Genomic DNA, 18,374 nt, shown 5'->3' with positions numbered 1-18,374 from the left:
AGCACCCTTGCATCGCCGTACGATCCCCAGCACCGCCGTCGAGGTCACCGAGCTCGGCTTCGGCGCCTCCGTCATCGGCAACCTCTACCGCACCACCAGCGCCGAGGACGCGGCGGCCGCCGTCGACACGGCCTGGGACGCGGGCATCCGCTACTACGACACCGCGCCCCACTACGGTCTCGGCCTCTCCGAGCATCGCCTGGGCGCCGCCCTGCGCGACCGGCCACGCGAGCAGTACGTCCTCTCCTCCAAGGTCGGCCGCCTCCTCGTCCCCAACGACCACCCGACGGGCGTCGACACCGAGGGTTTCGTCGTCCGTGACGACCTGCGCCGGCAGTGGGACTTCAGCCGCGACGGCGTGCGGCGCTCCATCGAGGAGACGCTGGAGCGCACCGGCCTGGACCGCCTCGACATCGTCTACCTCCACGACCCCGACGACCACTGGCAACAGGCCGCCGACCAGGCCATGCCCACCCTCGCCGACCTGCGCGACCAAGGCGTCATCGGAGCCATCGGCGCCGGCATGAACCAGTCCGCCCTGCTCGCCCGCTTCCTGCGCGAGACCGCCGCGGACGTGGTGATGCTCGCCGGCCGCTACACCCTGCTCGACCAGTCGGCCCTGGACGACGTCCTGCCCGCCGCACGGGAACACGGCAAGGCCGTCGTCGCCGTCGGCGTCTTCAACTCCGGCCTGCTCGCCGAGGACCGGCCCGCCGAAGGCATGAAGTACGACTACCGGGCCGCCCCGCCCGCACTCGTCGACCGCGCCCGTGCCATCGCGGACGTCTGCCAGGCCCACGGCACCACCCTGCCCGCCGCCGCCATCGCCTTCCCTCTCACTCATCCCAGCGTCATCAACGTCACGCTCGGCATGCGCGACCCCGGACAGGTACGGCGCAACACGCGGCTGCACCGGCAGTTCATCCCCGGGGAGCTCTGGCACGACCTGCGCGACCAAGGGCTCCTCCGCGCCGAGACGCCTTTCGCGCCCGACGAACGGAGTCAGCCGTGTCCCTGACCGACAAGGCGATCACCCAGATCCGCCAGCTCATCGCCTCCGGGGTTCTGCCGCCGGGCGCGAAGCTGCCTCCCGAGCCCGAGCTGGCCGCCCAGCTCGGGCTCTCCCGCAACCTCGCACGTGAGGCGGTGAAGGCGCTGTCCGTGGCACGCGTGCTGGAGATCAGACGGGGCGACGGGACGTATGTCACCAGCCTGCAGCCGAGCCTGCTGCTCGAGGGCCTCGGTGGCGCGGTGGAATTGCTCCAGGGCGATCCCGGCGCCGTCCTGGACCTCATGGAGGTGCGGCGTCTGCTCGAGCCCGCCGCCACCGCCCTGGCCGTCGCGCGGCTTTCGGACGAACGGCTGGCGGAGGTGAAGCGGCATCTGGACGCCATGCGCGAGGCGCGCGACGACGTAGAGCGTCTCAACGTGCACGATGTGGCGTTCCACCGCGCCATCGTGGACGTCACCGGCAACGAGACGCTGATCACCCTGCTGGAGGGCATCTCGGGGCGCACCCTGCGGGCCCGGATCTGGCGTGGTCTGGTGGACACCCGGGTGGCGGCCCGTACGCTGGCGGAACACGAGGCGATCTACGCCGCACTGGCCGCTCGTGACGCCGTGCTGTGCCATGCCGCGGCCCTGGTGCACGTCAACAACACCGAGCAGTGGCTGCGGGAGCACCTGGAGTCCACGGAGGCCTTGCCGGTGACGGGATCCGCTGGATGAGGCCGAGGCGCCCGCGCCTCCGCGAGGCAGAGCGAGGGGGTGCTCGGACGGTTCTCCGTCCGAGCACCCCCTCAGTTCGCCGCCGTCACGCCCCTGTCACTGGGCGGTGAAGGTCCACAGCAGGTTGGTGCTGCTGCCGTAGCCCCATTGCTTGGTGACGGAGCCGGAGGCCACGTTCCCGCCGCCGTCCAGGACGAGGCCGGTGGCCCGGTTGGCGATGGTGCACATGCCCTCGCCGCGGTGGGTGACCGTCCACTGCTGGTTGTTGCTGCCGCTCCACGCCGCTTGCAGGGCCGGGGAGCCGTTGGACGTGGCGCCCCCGCCGTCGGCGACCATGCCGTTGGTGCGGTTGACCAGCTTGTAGTAGCCGCCGCCGACCTCCACGAGCTGCCACTGGAGGTTGGGGCTGCCGTCCCAGGTGTACTGCTTGAGGTTGGATCCCGACGCGACGTTTCCCCCGCTGTCCAGGGCCAGACCGTCGGTGACGTTGGTGATGCGGAAGTAGGCGGCCGGATTGAACTGCACCTTCAGGGAGGTGATCTGGTCGTTCTGGCCGGTGACCCTGAGGTCGGGGTTGTCGGCGGTGAAGGTCCAGGAGGTGCCGGTGAAGTTGTCACCGCTGTAGGCGACGATCTGGTTCCCGGCCGCCGGCTTCAGGGAGGAGATGCTCTGGGCGTCCACCCCGGCCAGCTGCAGCTGCTCTGCCGTGTAGGTGCCGGGGTCGAGCACCGCGTAGTTCGCGGAGTAGTTCACGTCCTGGTAGACCAGGGCACCGACCGCCGGCCGCAGCGGGGGAAGCTGGCCGGAGAAGCTGAGCTTGAGGACGTAGGCGCCCGCGGTGAACGGCGCCGATGAGGGCAGCGTCACGGTCAGCCCGGAGGAGTCCTGCGTCGGCGCGGCCAGGTTGATGTACGTACCGGCGGTCGAGTCCAGCAGCTTCACCGAGGCGAGCGAGGAGAGGCTGATGCGGTCCGAGCCCAGCGTCTTGATCTTCAGTGAACTGCCGGGCCAGCCCAGCACGGTGGCGTACAGCACCGTGTTGCCCTTGCTGCGGGTGAAGCGGATGTCCTGTGCGGTGCCGACCAGCGGGGCGGTGAACGAGCCGCCGCCCATCCGGGTGGGACCCTCGCCGTACTGCGTCCAGGCACGCGTCGCGTACATCGACTCCCCGAAGCGCTTCAGGTAGTCGCCGATACCCAGCAGCACGTCCTTCTGCCCCTGGGGGATCGTGCCGTCGGCCATCGGCGCGATGTTCAGCAGCATGTTGCCGTTCTTGCTGACCCGGTCGATCAGGGAGTGCAGCATCTGCTGGGTGCTGTAGTAGCCGATCCCCTGCGTGTAGCACCAACTGGAGCTGGAGATGCTGTCGTCGGTGAGCCAGTAGGGCGCGGTCCGGTCGGCCGGGCCGCCGCGCTCGTAGTCGAAGACCTCGCCGTGGCCGTTGAAGCCGTCCTTGTAGGTGGCGACGACCTCTTTGCCCCAGGAGTTGGCCTGGTTGTAGTAGTACGACAGGAAGTTCAGGCGCTGTGTCTCGTCGACCTTGCTCAGGTCGAAGTCCTCCCAGAGGATGTCCGGTTGGGCGCGGTCGATGACTTCCTTGAGCTTGTCGTACCAGAGCTGGTTCTCGGCGGTGGAGCCCAGCTGTCCGTAGAGCTTCTTCAGGCTGGGGTCGGTCTGGGCGGGCACGTGGTCGTAGTAGCCGTTGAAGTTGTAGGCGTGGTGCATCGCCACCAGCAGCTTCAGGTTCTTGGCGCGGATCGCCGTGGTGAACAGCTTCAGCAGGTCGAGCTTGGGGCCCTTGGCGACCGAGTTCCACTCGTTGACCTGCGAGTCCCACATGGAGAATCCGTCGTGGTGCTCCGCGACGGGTCCCGCGAACTTCGCCCCGGCGTCGACGAACAGCTGGGCCCACTCGTCGGGGTCGAAGTTCCCTCCGGCGGACTTGAGTCTGGGTGCGAACTGGGTGAAGTGGCCCGACTTGTCGTTCGCCCCGTTGATGAAGTTGTGGTACGGCCACGCGGAGGGGTCGCCGTAGGTCGCGACGTGGTGCGTGTTGGCGTTGCTCCCGCTGATGTACATGTTGCGGGGGTACCACTCGCTGTCGTAGGCGGGGACGCTGAAGACGCCCCAGTGGAAATAGATGCCGAACTTGGCGTCCTGGAACCACTCCGGGGCGGGCGGGTGCTGGTTCACCGAACTCCACGCGGGCGTGTAGGTGCTGGGGGCGGCCTGCGCGGTGCCGGCGCCGAACACTCCCCCCGCGACGGCTGCGGCGGCCACGCAGGTGGCACCGGCCAGGAACTGACGTCTGTTGATCGAACTGGGCATGGGCCATCCCTGTGACGGACGAAGGCAGACGGGAGAGGTGGGACCGGCGCGACGGCCACCACCCGTAGCGCACCGGCCGTTACGGAAGAAGGTCCGCCATGTGTCATCGCCATGTCAACGGGCGTGCAGGGATGAAAACAGGTTTTCACTCGGGATTTTGTACCTATATAAGCTATCTGCTGCTCTTTATCCACCGGCAAACATACAATGTTTCGAGGACGGGAAGGGCTTCACCGACGTCCCGGAACGCACTATGTGGCGGTGACACACACCGACGGCGGACGCTCGGCGGCCCCCCGGTATGATCGGCGCCACACTCGACGCGTCGCCCCGGTCATTCGCGCACCGGACCACACCGCGCGCTCACGGAAGGAGCTCACGTTGTCCCTGACAGACAGGGCCATCGGGCAGATCCGTGAGCTCATCCGCTCCGGCGCACTGCCACCGGGCGCGAAGCTGCCCCCGGAGCCGGAGCTCGCCGCGCAGCTGGGCCTCTCCCGCAACCTCGCCCGCGAGGCGGTCAAGGCACTGGCCGTGGCCCGGGTGCTCGAGGTACGGCGAGGCGACGGCACCTACGTGACCAGTCTCCAGCCCAGCCTGCTGCTGGAGGGACTCGGTGGCGCCGTGGAGCTCCTCCAGAGCGACACGGGCGCCCTGCTGGATCTCATGGAGGTCCGGCGGCTGCTCGAACCGCTCGCCACCGGGCTGGCCGCCGCCAGGATCACCGATGACCAACTGGCCGAGGTCAAGGGCCACTTGGATGCGATGCGGGAGGCGAGCGACGACGTGGAGCGGCTCAACGTCCATGACGCGGCCTTCCACCGCTCGGTCGTGGCGGCCACCGGCAACGAGAGCCTGCTCACCCTGCTCGAGGGCATCTCGGGCCGTACCCTGGGCGCCCGGATCTGGCGGGGCCAGTTGGACGACCAGTCCGCCGGGCGGACTCTCGCCGAACACGAGGCGATCTACAACGCCCTCCGCACCCGCGACGCCGCGGTGAGCCAGGCCGCGGCCCTGCTGCACGTCAGCAACACCGAGCACTGGCTCCGCGAGCACCTGCGATCGAACACCGCACAGGCATAGCGAACGGGGCCGGTTCCCGGCCGGGCTCGGTCCGCTGAGGGGCCGTCATGTCCCCGAGCACGGAGTCGGCACCCCGGATCCACAGGCACGTGTCGTACTGACCGGCGCAGCTCGCCTCGGTCAGGTCCTCCACGTCGGCGCTCGACCGGACGGCCACCGGGGCGTCCGGGCAGCCGACGGCCCGGCAGAGCTCCTCGTACGCCGCCGTCACCGCCGACGCGACCGGTGAGGGCACGGGCTGGTCCATCACCATGCGGCGGTTCTCGGCGCCGCGCGCCGCCACAGCACCCGGATCGGCGCCGAGCCCGGCGAGGGCGGCGTCGACGTCCCGGCGCAACCCGCCGCGGTCGAGCAGCGCCTCGAAGGCATCCATGGTCACCACGAACCCGGGTGGCACCGGAGCACCGGCCCGGGTCATCGCGGTGAGCGCGGCGCACTTGCCGCCGAACCTGCTCGTCCCGGCCTCGGCACTGCTGTCGAACGCGAGGGTGTACGGAGAGTTCACGAGCCTCTCACTCCCTGCCACGGTCTGCACCGCATGGCCGCCAGGCCATTCCGGCCGTGCCCCGTTCCACGAAGGCACGGCACCCTGAAGGTCAGCCCATGACGCTCGGTGCCCTCCCGCAGCGGGTCATGGCGCCCGGCGGGTGCCGTGGTGCGGCCGGCGCCGGAACTGCGGGCGGCGCTGCGCCGTAAGGTCGCGGAGGGCGCCCACACCGTGTTCGCTCCTCTGAGGGACCTGTTCGCCGCGATCTTCTTCGTCTTCTGCCCAGCGGCGCTCGCAGAGCAGCCCCGGTCCAGGTGAGGACGTGCCGCGTGTCGGCCTCCCCGTTGCGGCTGAAGGTCTCCCAGGTCTGCTCATGCACGGGCGCCATGTGGGGCGTTGCCCCGGCGTTGAGCACGAGCGGAGCGGCCCGGGAGCGGGTGCTCCCTGCCAGTGCTGTCGAACTCCGGCTCCGGTCCACCTCGTGTGGTCGCGTACGCGCCGTGACTGTCGATCTTCTCGTGAGGCTGGTTGAAGGCAGCCCGGACATCGCCCGGTCGGTGTGCGGTGTGGCCGACGGTGCGGCGCCGTACACGAAGTACGACAGTGCTCGGCGGGCGATCTGCCCCTGAACTCCGGCCTCGTCTTCGCCGCGACCGTCTGGCCGGCGGTATGGCCCTCACCACCTACCGCCGGTGAGACCCTTAGCACACCGAGGTGTGAGGCAGTCGTGTGTACATTCGGTGTTTCCTTAATTCTCTGAGAAATTTTGTACAACCATCCGGCTCAGATGTCCGTCTGGTTACCGCAAGGTTGTGTAGAGATTGACGTAGAGGAGCTCAGAACGTGACCGTGCGTTCCTTTGCCCGGCGGATGCGACCGCGAGTCGAGCGGAAGGCCGCCGAGAAGGTCTGGCAGCTGCGCACCATGCGGCGGCGCCGCATGGCGGCGGTCACGGACCCGGTTCTCCGCCCGGTGGCGGTGCGCGGCCAGCAGCTCTACGGACGGGTTGTGACCCGGTTCACCGCCGCCGAGGCGGCCGCCGCCAACCTCGGCCTGGTCCTCGCCGCGCTGGAGCAGGACGGCATCCCGTACTTCCTGGTGCCGGGCTCGCGCACGCGTCACACGGTCGGCGTGAACGCCGTGGACCGGGAGCGTCTCCTCACCGCCCTGGAGGCGCAGAACGCGGGGAAGGCGGTGTTCATCGGCAGACCGCTGCCCGGCGGAAAGCTCAGGCACCCCGCCCTGTTCATGGACGGCGTCCTGCCGGCCGCGCTGCGTACGGCCCCGGTCCTGCGGATCGGGGAGAACCACCTGGGCCCCGCGGGCCAGCTGCTCGCCGGCCCGGAACTCGCCTGCGATGTCGAGTTCTGGGAGGACGGGGCACAGCTCCTCGCCTCCGACGCGGGGCCGAGGCGCCTGGCCGCGGTCCAGCCGCAGGCCTCCGAGGACGTCTTCGCCGAGTCCCTCGTCGCACCCCGGAACAACGGCGTCACGGACGTACTGCCGGCGTCCGAGCAGACACCGGCCGTGGTCCGGATCGGGGACCGGGAGCTGCCGAGCTTCGCCGCGCTCACCCCGCCGACCGTGAACGACGTGACCTTCCCCGTCGACGTCGTCTACACGTGGGTGGACGGCGAGGAGCCGGAGATGCGCGCCAAGCGCGCCCGCTACCAGGAGCGCGGCACCGCCGAGATCCTGGACAAGGAGACCAACGCCTCCCGCTACACCAGCCACGACGAGCTGAAGTACTCCCTGCGCTCGCTCGCCATGTACGCCGACTTCGTCCGCCACATCTACCTCGTGACCGACGGCCAGAAGCCGCACTGGCTCGACGACACGGCCCCGGGGATCACGGTCGTCGACCACCGTGACATCTTCCCGGCGGACGTCCTGCCGGTGTTCAACTCGCACGCGATCGAGACCCGGCTGCACCACATCCCCGGCCTGTCGGACCACTACCTGTACTTCAACGACGACGTGTTCGTCGGCCGCCGGGTCACCGCGGAGCACTTCTTCCACGGCAGCGGTCTAATGAAGATCCCGGTGTCCCCGCTCAAGATCGGGGTCGGCAAGCCGCACGCCGATGAGACCGCCACCAACTCCGCGAGCAAGAACGTCCGCCGCCTGCTGCTGGAGAAGTTCGGGCGGATGACCACGAACAACTTCATGCACACCCCGCTGCCGCAGCAGCGCGAGACCCTGCGGGACCTGGAGGACCTCTTCCCGGAGGACATCGGCCGCACCACGGCGTCCCGCTTCCGCTCGCCGCAGGACATCGCCTTGACGGCCCCGCTGCTCTACCAGTACGCGCTGATGACCGGCCGCGGTGTGCCGGGCCAGTTCGGCTTCCGGTACGTCAACATCAGCCGTCCGGACGCCGAGGCCCGCCTGGCCGACCTGCGCCGCACCCGCCGCTTCGACTTCTTCTGCCTCAACGACGTCGACGTGCCGCCGGAGGAGCGGGAGCGGGTCGGCCTCCGGATGCACGAGTTCCTGGAGGACTACTTCCCCTTCGCGAGTCCCTTCGAGAAGCCCGTCGAGAAGTCCTTCGAGAAGTCCTTCGAGAAGCAGAACTGACGGGGGTTGGGGGGCATGGACATCCGTCACCGCTTCACGTTCACGGCGCCCGCGGGCCTGCGCGCCGCCCGGGACCTGCTGGCGCACCTGTGCACCGTGCTGTCGGCCAAGCTCTGGGCGCTGCGCGCGACCCGGGCCCGACGACGCCTGCGCGCCGCCGTCCCAGGGCGCGTGATCACCTTCGGACCGACGCGGCTGTACGGCCGTACGGTCGACGCCTACACGGCCGCGGACGCCGCCGAAGCCGATCTCGAACGGGTCTGCACCCTGCTGGAAGGGCTGCACGTCCCGTACTTCCTGGTCCCCTCCGACCACGGACACGGCGCGCTGCGGCAGGTCGTCGGCGTCGAGGAGTCGTACCGCGACGCGATCCTCGCCCGGGCCGCCCAGCGCTTCGCCGGCACCACCGGATACGTCGGCGCCGTCGGACCGGGCGGCGCCGTGACGACCGCGGTGCTGTGGGCCGACGGCAGGCTGCCCCGGGCGCTGCGGCGGGCCGCCGTACTCCGCACCGGCGTGGTGCGCCTCGGCCCGGTGGGGCAGGTGCTCAGCGGCCTGGAGACGGGGTGCGACATCGAGTTCTGGCGGCACGGCCGGGACCTCGGCGCCTCTTCGGCTTCAGCCGGGGGCAGCGCCGGCGGCACCGATCCCGCCTGGCTCACCGTGCCCGGCAGTCGGCTGCCGGACGTCTTCGGGCCGGCACTCGTCGCCCCGCGCCGCAACCCCGTGGCGGAAGTGCTCCCGGTGACGGCGCGACAACCGGCGGCGGTGGCGGTTCGCCGCCGCACCGTCCCGACGTTCGCCCCGTTCGCCGGGCCCGCCATCGACGAGGTGCTGTTCCCCGTCGACGCCGTGTACACCTGGGTGGACGGGGACGACCCGGCGATGGCCGCGAAGCGCCGGGCCCACCAGGAACTCGCCGACAGCGTCATCGCTCCGCGCGAGACCGGCGCCTCCCGCTACACCAGCCATGACGAGCTGAAGTACGCACTGCGCTCGCTGGAGATGTACGCCGGGTTCGTCCGGCACGTCTACCTGGTCACCGACTCCCAGATCCCGTCCTGGCTGGACCCGGAGGCGGAAGGCCTGACGGTGATCGACCACCGGGAGATCCTCCCGTCCGACGCGCTCCCGGTCTTCAACTCGCACGCGATAGAGAGCCGCCTGCACCACATCCCGGGCCTGTCGGAGCACTACCTCTACTTCAACGACGACGTCTTCATCAACCGCCCGGTACGCCCCGAGCACTTCTTCCACGGCAACGGCATCGCCCGCATCCCCCTGTCTCCCCTGAAACTCGGCGTAGGCGCCCCGCACCCGCTCGAACCCGCCCCGAACTCCGCCGGCAAGAACGCCCGCGAGGTGATCAGGCGCTTCCACGGCAGATACATCACGCACAAGTCGCTGCACACCCCGCACCCCCAACTACTGTCCGTGATGCGCGAGATGGAGAGCCTGGGAATCGAGGAACTCGAACGGACGTCCTCTTCCCGTTTCCGCTCCACCTCCGACGTCGCTCCGGCGTCCACGCTCCACCACCACTGGGCGATGGCAACGGGCCGGGCCGTCCCCGCCGACTACCGCTTCCGCTACGTCCAGCTGGGCGCACCGGACATGCACCGCCGCCTGGCCCGCCTCGCGGCCGGCGAGGACATCGACTTCTTCTGCCTCAACGACGTGGACACGCCCCCGGAGGCCAGACCGGCTGCCCAGGCGGCCATCAGCAGGTTCCTGAACCGCAAATACCCCTTCCCGAGCCGCTACGAAGGAGCCCCCCGCACCGGCACCCTCCCCATCGCACCGCTCACGACGAGAATCCCGTCCCAGCCGACACGGGAGGGAGCACGGCGCCGCGAGGCGTAGCCGGCCCGGGCCGGACCGGGCAGCTAGGCGGCACGGGGCGCGGGGCGCACGCAGGTGCGTTCCTCGTGCCCCCGCCCTCGCTCGGCGGGACTCTCCCGCCTCACCCTTTGGGCGGGCTCAGCTGCATTCGAATGCGGACGGCCCAAACGGACCCTGATCTCTCCACCCCGGCACAGACTGCCACTGCCTCGGCCGACCGGCCTCGGAGCTCGGCTGCCGGGACCTGTCCAGCAGGTGCACCGGCGCTGTTCTGCCAGCGGCAGAACAGCGGCCGGACCGGGATCGACGATCACTACTGTCCATTCTCATGACGACGATTTCGACGCGTACGGTCGCGTACCCGGCTGACGGGTTGACGATGATCGGGTACCTCGCGCTCCCGGCCGGTGTCGACCGCCGACCCGCGGTGCTGCTCGGGCCGGAGGGCATGGGGCTCAGCGACGTCGAGCGCCGCCGAGCCGATGCTCTCGCCGAGCTGGGATACGTGGCGCTGGCCTTCGACCTTCATGGCGGGCGCTATCTGGGCGACCCCGAGGAGATGCTGGCCCGTTGCATGCCGCTGCTCGCTGATCCCGACCGGATGCGGGGCATCGGCCGTGCGGCGTTCGAAGCGTTGCGCAGCGAACCGCGGACCGATCCCGACCGGATCGCCGCCGTCGGCTACGGCACCGGGGGCGCCGTCGGGCTGGAACTCGGGCGCGACGGCGCAAACCTGCGCGCGATCGGGACGGTCAACGCACTGACCACGGGCCGACCGGGCGAGGCGGCACGCATTCGCTGCCCGGTATGGGCCGGGGTCGGGTCGGAAGACCCGATCATGCCACCCGCGCAACGGAACGCGTTCACCGCCGAGATGCAGGCCGCAGGCGTCGACTGGCGCCTCGCGGTCTACGGCGGCGCCCTGCACGCCTTCCACCACCCACCGGTCGACCACCCCACGGTCCCCGGCGTCGGCTACCACCCACGGCACGCACAGCGAGCCTGGCGCGACGTTGTCGGCCTGCTCGCCGAGTGCCTGCCCGTGACGGAGGATCTGCGGGCATGACCCAGGCACACACGTCGGCGCCACGCATGGGCTGCGGCTTCTCGACCCGGGTGATCCTTCCCGACAGGGGTCACACATGTGCGGGCGGTGCTCGCGGTGTCCGCCCGGGCGGTGACACGGTCCGGCATCCGGAGCTCAGCGGGCCGGCCGGTGCAGCACCTGGTCCGCCTCGCTGAACCGGGAGGACACGAGGTTTGCCTGGTGCCAGTGCGGATAGATCAGATCGGGCGCGCTCACCCTGTCGAGGCGGTCCACCTCTTCCTGCGTGAGGTGGACGTCGGCCGCCCCGAGGTCGTCGGCGAGCTGCTCGTCCTTGCGGGCGCCGACGATGACGGTCGTGACACCGGGCTTCGCCAGCAGGTACGCCAGCGCCACCTGGGCCGGCGAGACGCCGCGGCCGGACGCCACCTCCACGAGGACGTCGATGGTGTCATAGAGTTTGTCCTCGTCGCGGACGGGGGGTTCGGACCACTCGGTGAGGTGACGCCCGTTCTCGGGCTGCCGGTCGCGCCGGTACTTGCCGCTGAGCAGCCCGCCGGCCAACGGGCTCCAGACCAGGACTCCGAGTCCCTGGTCCACCGAGGCGGGGACGAGCTCGTACTCGGCGTCCCTTGATTCGAGGGAGTAATAGATCTGGTTGCTGACGAACGGCTGGTACCCGTTGGCGTGGGCAACCCACAGCGACTTCATCAGCTGCCGGCCGGAGAAGTTCGACACACCCAGATACCGGACCTTGCCCGAGGTCACCAGGCCGTTGAGTGTCTCCATGCTCTCTTCCAGCGGAGTCAGCCCGTCCCACTCGTGCACGTGGTAGATGTCGAGGTAGTCGGTGCCCAGGCGGCGCAGACTGCCCTCGATCTGGTCCAGGATGTGCCGACGCGACAGACCCTCGTCGTTGGGCCCGTCCCCCATCGCCAGGCGCACCTTCGACGACAGGATGACGCGGTCCCGCCGTCCGTCCAGTGCCTTTCCGAGGATCTCCTCGGACGCCCCCGGGAATACATGTTCGCGGTGTCGATGAGATTGACCCCTGCGTCGAGACACATGTCGACCTGCCGGCGGGCCCCGGTCACGTCCGTGTTGCCCACGTTGCCGAAGACGTCCTTGCCGCCGAAGCCCATGGTGCCCAGGCCGATCGTCGAGACCAGCAGGCCGGAGTTGCCCAGCTGCCGCACTTCCATGGTCGGTACTCCTCCGCTGGTTTCCCGCCGGGGGCGTCGCTCAGGAAACGGCCTGGCTGAGAGCCTCCAGGCCGTCGCTGTAGATGCCGGTGAAGAGGGCGACGGCCTCGTCCTCCGAGGTGTCGGTGGGAACGAAGCGCCCCGACCACTGGACCTCGCTGGTGCCGGGAGCACCGGTGACGGCGTGGACCCGCAGCGTGGAGATGTAGTCGGTCACCGGGAAGGGAGCTTCGACAATGGCGTAACTGTAGTAGCGCTCCTGCTCGTTGAACGCCAGTAGCTGCTCGACGACGCTGTCCCCTTCCGGGTTGGCGAGCCTTCTGCGGCGCCCTCCCTCTTCCAGGGTGCTGGAGACAATGAAGGGAAGCCAGTCAGGGAGAGAGCCGAATCCCCCGATCAACTGCCATACCCGCTCTGGTGATACCGGGAGCGTCCGACTCACCGACGTGGATGCCATGAAGTTGTCCAATCACTGTGAAGGGTGGACACGGTCGTTCCTGCAGGGGAGAAGTGATCACCAGAATGTCTGCCTCGGGAATCTGCCGGATCAGCGCGTCGCATCCCTCCGGCGTTCCGACGTCCGCGGCCACGCCGCGCGCGCCGAGCCGTCGTGCCGTCTCGGCGACGCGCTCGGCGTTCCGGCCGTTGATTACCACCTCGGCTCCGGCGGTGTCCAGCACCTCGGCGACCGCCGCTCCGATCCCGGCCGTGGACCCGCTGACCCAGGCGGTACGACCGCTCAAGTCAATGTTCATGCCACGGCAACCCTCACCGGTCGGGGCCCTAGGACCTCAGTTTCGGCCACCTGATGCTCACACGCATCCGCGCACGAGCGAGCGTTCCGCGGACGGACCTGGCGGCCGGGGGAATTGTTTCGCCCTGCAGTCCTCGCGCGCACCGCTCCCGCAGACCGCCGGGTCTGGTGCTGGTTGTCATGGCCGAACGGCGCCGCAGTCGGTTGCGGAAGATCTCGAGGGACGTTGGCCTCGTCGACGGTCGGCCGGATGCCCAGGGCCTGGTCCGCCCCGGGTGCCTCCAGCACCCGCCGAAGCTGGTGCGGGGGGCCTGACCAGACGCAGCCGGTGGCCCTGATGGCACGTCAGCCGCACGCTCAGGACGGTGGCATCCGCGAAGGTCACCCCCGGCCGCGTCCACGACGACCGTCCGATGGGGGTGACGTGCGTGGTGGGCAGCGTGGCTGTCGTGCCTGGGTCTCAGCGGGCTGGGCGGCGAGTGAGGGGGACCCTTCGATTTACAGGCGCCGACGAGACGGCATCCTGCGCTGTCCGTGGGCCCGGCAGGCTGCACGATCTCGGCGCGGACGTCACGGTTCGCGTTCGCCGGGAGCGGGCGGGACGGGGCGCCCGCGGTGACCGGACAGGTACGCGGACGCCCCGGCGGTTCAGGGGCGCAGCAGGGTTTTGATCATGCCGTCCTGCTTCGCCTGGAAGGCCTCGTACGCCCTTGGCGCCTCCTCCAGCGGCAGGTGGTGGGTGGCGAACCCGTCCACGCCGAGGGGGTCTCCGTCGCTGAGCAGGGGCCGAATCTCCGGTACCCAGCGCCACACGTTCGCCTGGCCCATCCGGAACTGGAGCTGCTTGTCGAACATGCGTAGGAGCGGCAACGGGTCCATGGCCCCGCCGTACACTCCGGAAATCGAGACGGTACCGCCGCGCCGTACGAGGTCGATCGCCGCGTAGAGCGCGCCGAGCCGGTCCACACCTGCCTTCTCCATGAGCGGCTGGGCCAGCGCGTCGGGCAGCAGTCCGGTCGCCCACTGGGCGGCCTTGGTCACCGGGCTGCCGTGCGCCTCCATTCCGACCGCGTCGATCACGGCGTCGGTGCCGCGCCCGTCGGTCAGTTCGCGCACCGCGTCTCCGAGGTCCTTCCCGTGACGGCGCAGGTCCAGGCAGGTCACCCCGTGCGCAGCGGCCCGGTCGAGGCGTTCGTTGACGAGGTCGACGCCGATGACCAGACCGGCGCCCCGGTGCCGAGCGATGCGTGTGGCCATGTCGCCAATCGGGCCGAGCCCGAGCACGGTGAGCGATCCGCCTGGGGGCACCGCCGCGTACTCGACGGCCTGCCAGGCGGTCGGCAACACATCGGAGAGATAGACGAAACGGTCGTCGGGCGGGCCTTCGGGCACCTTGATCGGCAGGGTGTTGCCGAACGGCACCCGCAGGTACTCGGCCTGCCCGCCCGGCACCTGCCCGTACAGCCTTGTGTAGCCGAACAGGGCCGCACCGGAGCCGTACGCGTGCACCTGTGTGGTCTCGCACTGCGACTGCAGGCCCTGGGAGCACATGAAGCAGGTGCCACAGGAGATGTTGAACGGAACAACGACCCGGTCCCCGCGAGCGAGCTCACGCACCTCGGGTCCGGCCTCCTCGACGACACCCATGGCTTCGTGTCCCAGGATGTCGCCCGGCTCGAGGAACGGCCCGAGGACCTCGTACAGGTGCAGGTCGGAACCGCAGATACCTGTGGAGGTGATCCGCACGATCACGTCGTCGGGCTGCTCGATCGCCGGATCCGGGACCGTCTCCACCCGGACATCCCGCCGCCCCTGCCAGGTCAGAGCACGCATACTGTCGGCCTCCTCGCTCGTCCTTCGACCAGTGGTCAGGGCCGGGTAACCGCGATGAGTGCCGGCAGTCGCCGTCGACGCCCCGCACCAGCGCCTCGGAGACGACCGGGCGTCGGCTCCCCCGGCGGCGGCCGGAGCCTCGGGGGCATGCCGGGCAACCATCAAGGTCGCGGCTCACCCGGCAGGTCCTCGGTCCCGCCGGCCCTCGCCCGGCGCCTGGGGGTGAGGACCAGACCGTCAGTGTGGTCCGATCCGGCGACCTCCGACGGAGGCAGGCGGTGCGAGTGCCGGTGCCGGCTCGTAGGCTGCCGCCATGACCGAGATCCAGAACCCGACGCCCCGCGAGGCCTTCGAGCTCCTCATGGCCGGAAACCAGCGCTTCGTCTCAGGCGCCCCCGAACACCCGAACCAGGACGCCATACGCCGCACCGAGATCGCGCCGTCCCAGCAGCCCTTCGCCGTGATGTTCGGGTGTTCCGACTCCCGGCTGGCTGCCGAGATCATCTTCGACCGTGGCCTGGGCGATCTGTTCGTGGTGCGTACGGCGGGGCATGTCGCCGGTGCAGAGGTCCTCGGTTCGGTCGAGTACGGCGTCAGCGTGCTCGACGCCCCGCTCGTCGTCGTGCTCGGCCACGACTCGTGCGGGGCCATCGCAGCCGCCCGTGCCGCAGCCGACGGTGGCAAGGTGCCCGGCGGCTTCGTCCGTGATGTGGTCGAACGGGTGACGCCGAGCGTGCTGGCAGCCCGCGCCGCCGGACGCGACCAGGCCGACGAGATCCTGGCCGAGCACATCGAGCACACCGTGGACCTGCTGCTCGAACGCTCCCGCGTCCTGGCCGAGCAGGTGGCCGCCGGCCGCCTCGGTGTGGTGGGACTGTCCTACCGGCTGGCCGACGGCAGTGCACAGCTCGTCGCCTCTCGGGGCCTCGATGCGGCGGTCCCTGCCGCGTCCTGACCCTCCCGGCCGTGCGCCTGTCCTGACGTGATCCGCCCCGGCCGCAGGAGACCCGCATCCGTGGGGGGGGAACCCACCGGGTTCACCACTCGGTCACCTCCGAAGGGCACTACCCGATGGCTCGCGGAGCCGGCCTTGGGCCCAGCGCCGCCCCCGCGCCGACCTGGCGCGGGCCGCGGGCCGCGAGGTTGCCGGGGATGGGGAGGCCGCGAGGTTGCCGGGGATGGGGAGACGGTTGTCACCCGCGACGGGTGGCACGAGCTGTGCCCGGCTTGCCGGCCCCGGCAGAAGCCCGTGCGGCACGAGCTGTGCCCGGCCTGCCGGCCCGGCAGAAGCTCGGCCCCATCCACCAGGCACGCGCATCCGGGAGCGGTCAGGGCACAGCGTCGGTGCAGGTCACGCGGTGGTCCGTGGCCCCGCGGCGCGGCGCAGCCGGTTGGCGATCGCCAGTCCCAGCCCCTCCTCTGCCGGCAGTGACGCGACGATGAGGTCGCACTCCTGCTGGTCGAGTTCGCGCAGGAACCCGTACAGCCCCCGCGCATACGCTGCCATCGAACCGGGGACCTGCACCACCGCGTGCGCCTTCACCTCGGCGCCGGCGAAGGCGGCAGGAAGAAACACGCCGACCCGGTGCCCCAGATCCCGCGCCAGCTCCGCCTCGGCGACGACCTTCTCCGGCTCGACGAGGACGACCCGCGCCCGCGGCGCATAGTGCGACGGATGCTGGCCCGGCACCCGGACGCGGCTGGTGACCGGGACCGCGAGCGGGCGCCCCAGTACCGCTTCGAGGTCCTCGCGCGTCACCCCGCCGGGCCGCAGAATGGTCGGGACCTCGCCGGTGGCGTCGACGATGGTCGACTCGACGCCGACCTCGCAGGCACCGCCGTCCAACACGAAATCGACGGCGTCGCCGAGCTCGGCACGGACGTCGTCCGCGGTCGTCGGGCTCACCGAGCCGAATCGGTTCGCGGACGGGGCCGTGACACCGCCACCGAAAGCCTTCAGCAGCGCGAGCGCCACGGGGTGGTCGGGCACGCGGACAGCCACCGTCTCCAAGCCACCGGTTGCCTCGAGTGGCACCCGGGGACCGCGCCGCAGGACCAACGTGAGGGGCCCCGGCCAGAAGCGTTCGGCCAGTAGGCGGGCCGTCGCGGGTACCTCCTGGACCCAGTCGTCCAGGTGTTCCGCGCCACTGATGTGGACGATCAGAGGGTGCGAGGGCGGGCGCCCCTTGACCTGAAAGATGCGCGAGACGGCGGCGGGGTCCTCGGCATTGGCACCAAGACCGTAGACGGTCTCGGTCGGGAGGGCCACCAGACCGCCGGCACGCAGCACACCGGCTGCCTTCTCGATGTCACTGGTTCTTGCCGTCACTCTCGCAATCCTAGGTGCGTCAAGGACCGGCGACGGCCTTGATCGATCTCAGCGCCGGCCACGGTCCCAACCACCCAGGGCTGTTGACGTCGGCGCGCCTGCCACCGAGGCCGTACATCCCTCAGACTCGAAGGAGGCGGGTGCGGGATTTCCGGTCCTGGTCAGGTGGGCTGGGGGCGGCCGAAGAGGAGGTCGTAGCCGACGGGGAGCTGGAGCAGGATCTGCCCCATCAGGTCCTTGCCTGCCGTGTCGGCGACGGTGGACAGCACGGCGCTGACGTCCCAGTTCGCGGTCTGCTCGGTGGCGCCCTCGATCCAGGCGGCGGTCGCGCGGACGAACCGCTCTGGGGGCAGGGGTTCGGCGCTCTGCAGCGGGTTGAGCAGGATCAGGGCGAATTCCTCCGGCAGGCGTGCCGCGAGCTGGGCGCGGACTTCACCGACCAGGTGTGCGCCGAGCAGCGCGAGCACCACGCGGGCCGCACGTTCGGCTTCCTCGGGAGTGGCGTACTCGCCGCGTTCCTTCACGTGGTCGAGGAACGCTTCGCGTCGCAGGGTCATCGTCCGCAATCCCTCTCCTCGCTCGGACTGCGCATGACGGTGCGGAGGGCGGGATGGAGGGGGGAGATCAGCTGCCCGTCCTCCGCACCGGCCCGGCCGGTGTCAGCCGGAGATCTTTTTGTGGCCGGAGCCGACGCCGATGGAGATCTTGCGGGGCTTGGCGCGTTCGGCGATCGGGATGCGAACCGTGAGCACGCCCGCGTCGTAGTCGGCCTGGATGTGCTCGGTGTCCAGGGTGTCGGCGAGCACGATCTGGCGGGAGAAGACGCCCAGCGGCCGTTCCGACAGGTCCATCTGCACGTCGTCGGCCTTCGCCACGGGCCGGCGCTCGGCCTTGACGGTGAGCATGTTCCGTTCGACGTCGATGTCGATCGCGTCCGAGGTGACGCCGGGGATGTCGAAGGCCACCACGTACTGGTCGCCTTCGCGGTAGGCGTCCATGGGCATCGGGGACGGCCGCGACCAGGTGCCCGGGCCCATCAGCTGCTGCGTCAGCCGGTCCAGCTCACGGAAGGGGTCGGTGCGCATCAACATCGTGAAACACCTCCAGCAGGTTCGGGCAGTTGCTGCCAATGCGCTGCACTGACACCGTTGTAACATGTCATCCGA

The 18,374-nt window shown here is 70.1% G+C and carries 15 protein-coding genes and 1 pseudogene; 7 read left to right on the top strand and 9 right to left on the bottom strand.

The annotated features are described in order from the left end of the window. Positions 1-7 precede the first annotated feature (7 nt). Both BLW82_RS41635 and BLW82_RS41630 read left to right on the top strand, forming a co-directional pair. Positions 8-1,018, top strand: a complete 1,011-nt coding sequence (locus tag BLW82_RS41635; RefSeq protein WP_093507497.1) for an aldo/keto reductase — start codon at positions 8-10, stop codon at positions 1,016-1,018. Beyond that, the gene (locus tag BLW82_RS41630; RefSeq protein WP_093507495.1) at positions 1,009-1,728 is read left to right on the top strand and encodes a FadR/GntR family transcriptional regulator; all 720 of its coding nucleotides are present in this window, start codon (positions 1,009-1,011) and stop codon (positions 1,726-1,728) included. The genes BLW82_RS41635 and BLW82_RS41630 overlap by 10 nt, the downstream gene beginning before the upstream one ends. A 96-nt stretch (positions 1,729-1,824) precedes the next feature. Here the strand turns inward: BLW82_RS41630 and BLW82_RS41625 are convergent, their stop codons facing one another. After that, a complete protein-coding gene (locus BLW82_RS41625) occupies positions 1,825-4,056 on the bottom strand; it encodes an alpha-L-fucosidase (protein WP_093507493.1) in 2,232 nt (743 codons plus the stop codon). Between the two features lie 381 nt (positions 4,057-4,437). Here BLW82_RS41625 and BLW82_RS41620 point away from each other — a divergent pair, with 381 nt between their 5' ends. Then, the gene (locus BLW82_RS41620; RefSeq protein ID WP_093507491.1) at positions 4,438-5,139 is read left to right on the top strand and encodes a FadR/GntR family transcriptional regulator; all 702 of its coding nucleotides are present in this window, start codon (positions 4,438-4,440) and stop codon (positions 5,137-5,139) included. On the opposite strand, the gene BLW82_RS41615 is transcribed toward BLW82_RS41620, so the two are convergent. Continuing rightward, positions 5,081-5,644, bottom strand: a complete 564-nt coding sequence (locus BLW82_RS41615) for a PEP/pyruvate-binding domain-containing protein (RefSeq protein ID WP_143063749.1) — start codon at positions 5,642-5,644, stop codon at positions 5,081-5,083. The two genes, BLW82_RS41620 and BLW82_RS41615, sit on opposite strands and share 59 nt — an antisense overlap. Positions 5,645-6,469: 825 nt before the next feature. On the opposite strand from BLW82_RS41615, the gene BLW82_RS41605 reads away from it, so the two are divergent. The 3 genes from BLW82_RS41605 (at position 6,470) to BLW82_RS41595 (ending at position 11,111) form a co-directional block, all read left to right on the top strand. Then, entirely contained in the window at positions 6,470-8,203 is a 1,734-nt protein-coding gene (locus BLW82_RS41605) for a stealth family protein (protein WP_093507487.1), read from the top strand. Positions 8,204-8,218: 15 nt separating this feature from the next. Beyond that, complete coding sequence (locus BLW82_RS41600) at positions 8,219-10,066, top strand: stealth conserved region 3 domain-containing protein (RefSeq protein WP_093507485.1); 1,848 nt, start codon at positions 8,219-8,221, stop codon at positions 10,064-10,066. Positions 10,067-10,373: 307 nt separating this feature from the next. Continuing rightward, on the top strand, positions 10,374-11,111 hold the full coding sequence (locus BLW82_RS41595) for a dienelactone hydrolase family protein (protein ID WP_093507483.1): 738 nt from the start codon (positions 10,374-10,376) through the stop codon (positions 11,109-11,111). A gap of 135 nt (positions 11,112-11,246) precedes the next feature. Here BLW82_RS41595 and BLW82_RS41590 read toward each other — a convergent pair. The 4 genes and pseudogenes from BLW82_RS41590 to BLW82_RS41575 all read right to left on the bottom strand — a co-directional run bounded on the left by BLW82_RS41590 (position 11,247) and on the right by BLW82_RS41575 (position 14,879). Continuing rightward, a pseudogene (locus BLW82_RS41590) lies at positions 11,247-12,232 on the bottom strand (aldo/keto reductase). Between the two features lie 100 nt (positions 12,233-12,332). Then, positions 12,333-12,749 (bottom strand): SRPBCC family protein, encoded by a 417-nt coding sequence (locus BLW82_RS41585; protein WP_093508569.1) that lies wholly within the window; start codon positions 12,747-12,749, stop codon positions 12,333-12,335. Then, positions 12,664-13,047, bottom strand: coding sequence for an SDR family NAD(P)-dependent oxidoreductase (locus tag BLW82_RS41580; protein ID WP_093508568.1), 384 nt, complete (start codon positions 13,045-13,047; stop codon positions 12,664-12,666). Before BLW82_RS41580 ends, BLW82_RS41585 begins: the two co-directional genes overlap by 86 nt. Before the next feature lie 647 nt (positions 13,048-13,694). Next, positions 13,695-14,879, bottom strand: a complete 1,185-nt coding sequence (locus BLW82_RS41575; protein WP_093507481.1) for a zinc-dependent alcohol dehydrogenase — start codon at positions 14,877-14,879, stop codon at positions 13,695-13,697. 313 nt (positions 14,880-15,192) lie between these two features. Between BLW82_RS41575 and BLW82_RS41570 the strand changes: the two genes are divergently transcribed. Continuing rightward, positions 15,193-15,834, top strand: coding sequence for a carbonic anhydrase (locus BLW82_RS41570; RefSeq protein ID WP_093507479.1), 642 nt, complete (start codon positions 15,193-15,195; stop codon positions 15,832-15,834). Between the two features lie 396 nt (positions 15,835-16,230). On the opposite strand, the gene BLW82_RS41565 is transcribed toward BLW82_RS41570, so the two are convergent. The 3 genes from BLW82_RS41565 to BLW82_RS41555 form a co-directional block, all read right to left on the bottom strand. Further along, positions 16,231-17,208 (bottom strand): L-threonylcarbamoyladenylate synthase, encoded by a 978-nt coding sequence (locus BLW82_RS41565; protein ID WP_093507477.1) that lies wholly within the window; start codon positions 17,206-17,208, stop codon positions 16,231-16,233. A 161-nt stretch (positions 17,209-17,369) separates the two neighbouring features. Beyond that, a complete protein-coding gene (locus BLW82_RS41560; protein WP_093507475.1) occupies positions 17,370-17,765 on the bottom strand; it encodes a DUF2267 domain-containing protein in 396 nt (131 codons plus the stop codon). Positions 17,766-17,867: 102 nt separating this feature from the next. Next, positions 17,868-18,299: an Hsp20/alpha crystallin family protein gene (locus BLW82_RS41555; RefSeq protein WP_093507473.1), complete on the bottom strand. Its 432-nt coding sequence runs from the start codon at positions 18,297-18,299 to the stop codon at positions 17,868-17,870. Positions 18,300-18,374 lie beyond the last annotated feature (75 nt).

Origin of the sequence: Streptomyces sp. Ag109_O5-10 (genome assembly GCF_900105755.1) — a bacterium.
In the GTDB taxonomy this organism is placed as follows: domain Bacteria; phylum Actinomycetota; class Actinomycetes; order Streptomycetales; family Streptomycetaceae; genus Streptomyces.
This window is presented reverse-complemented; position numbering and strand designations above follow the sequence as displayed.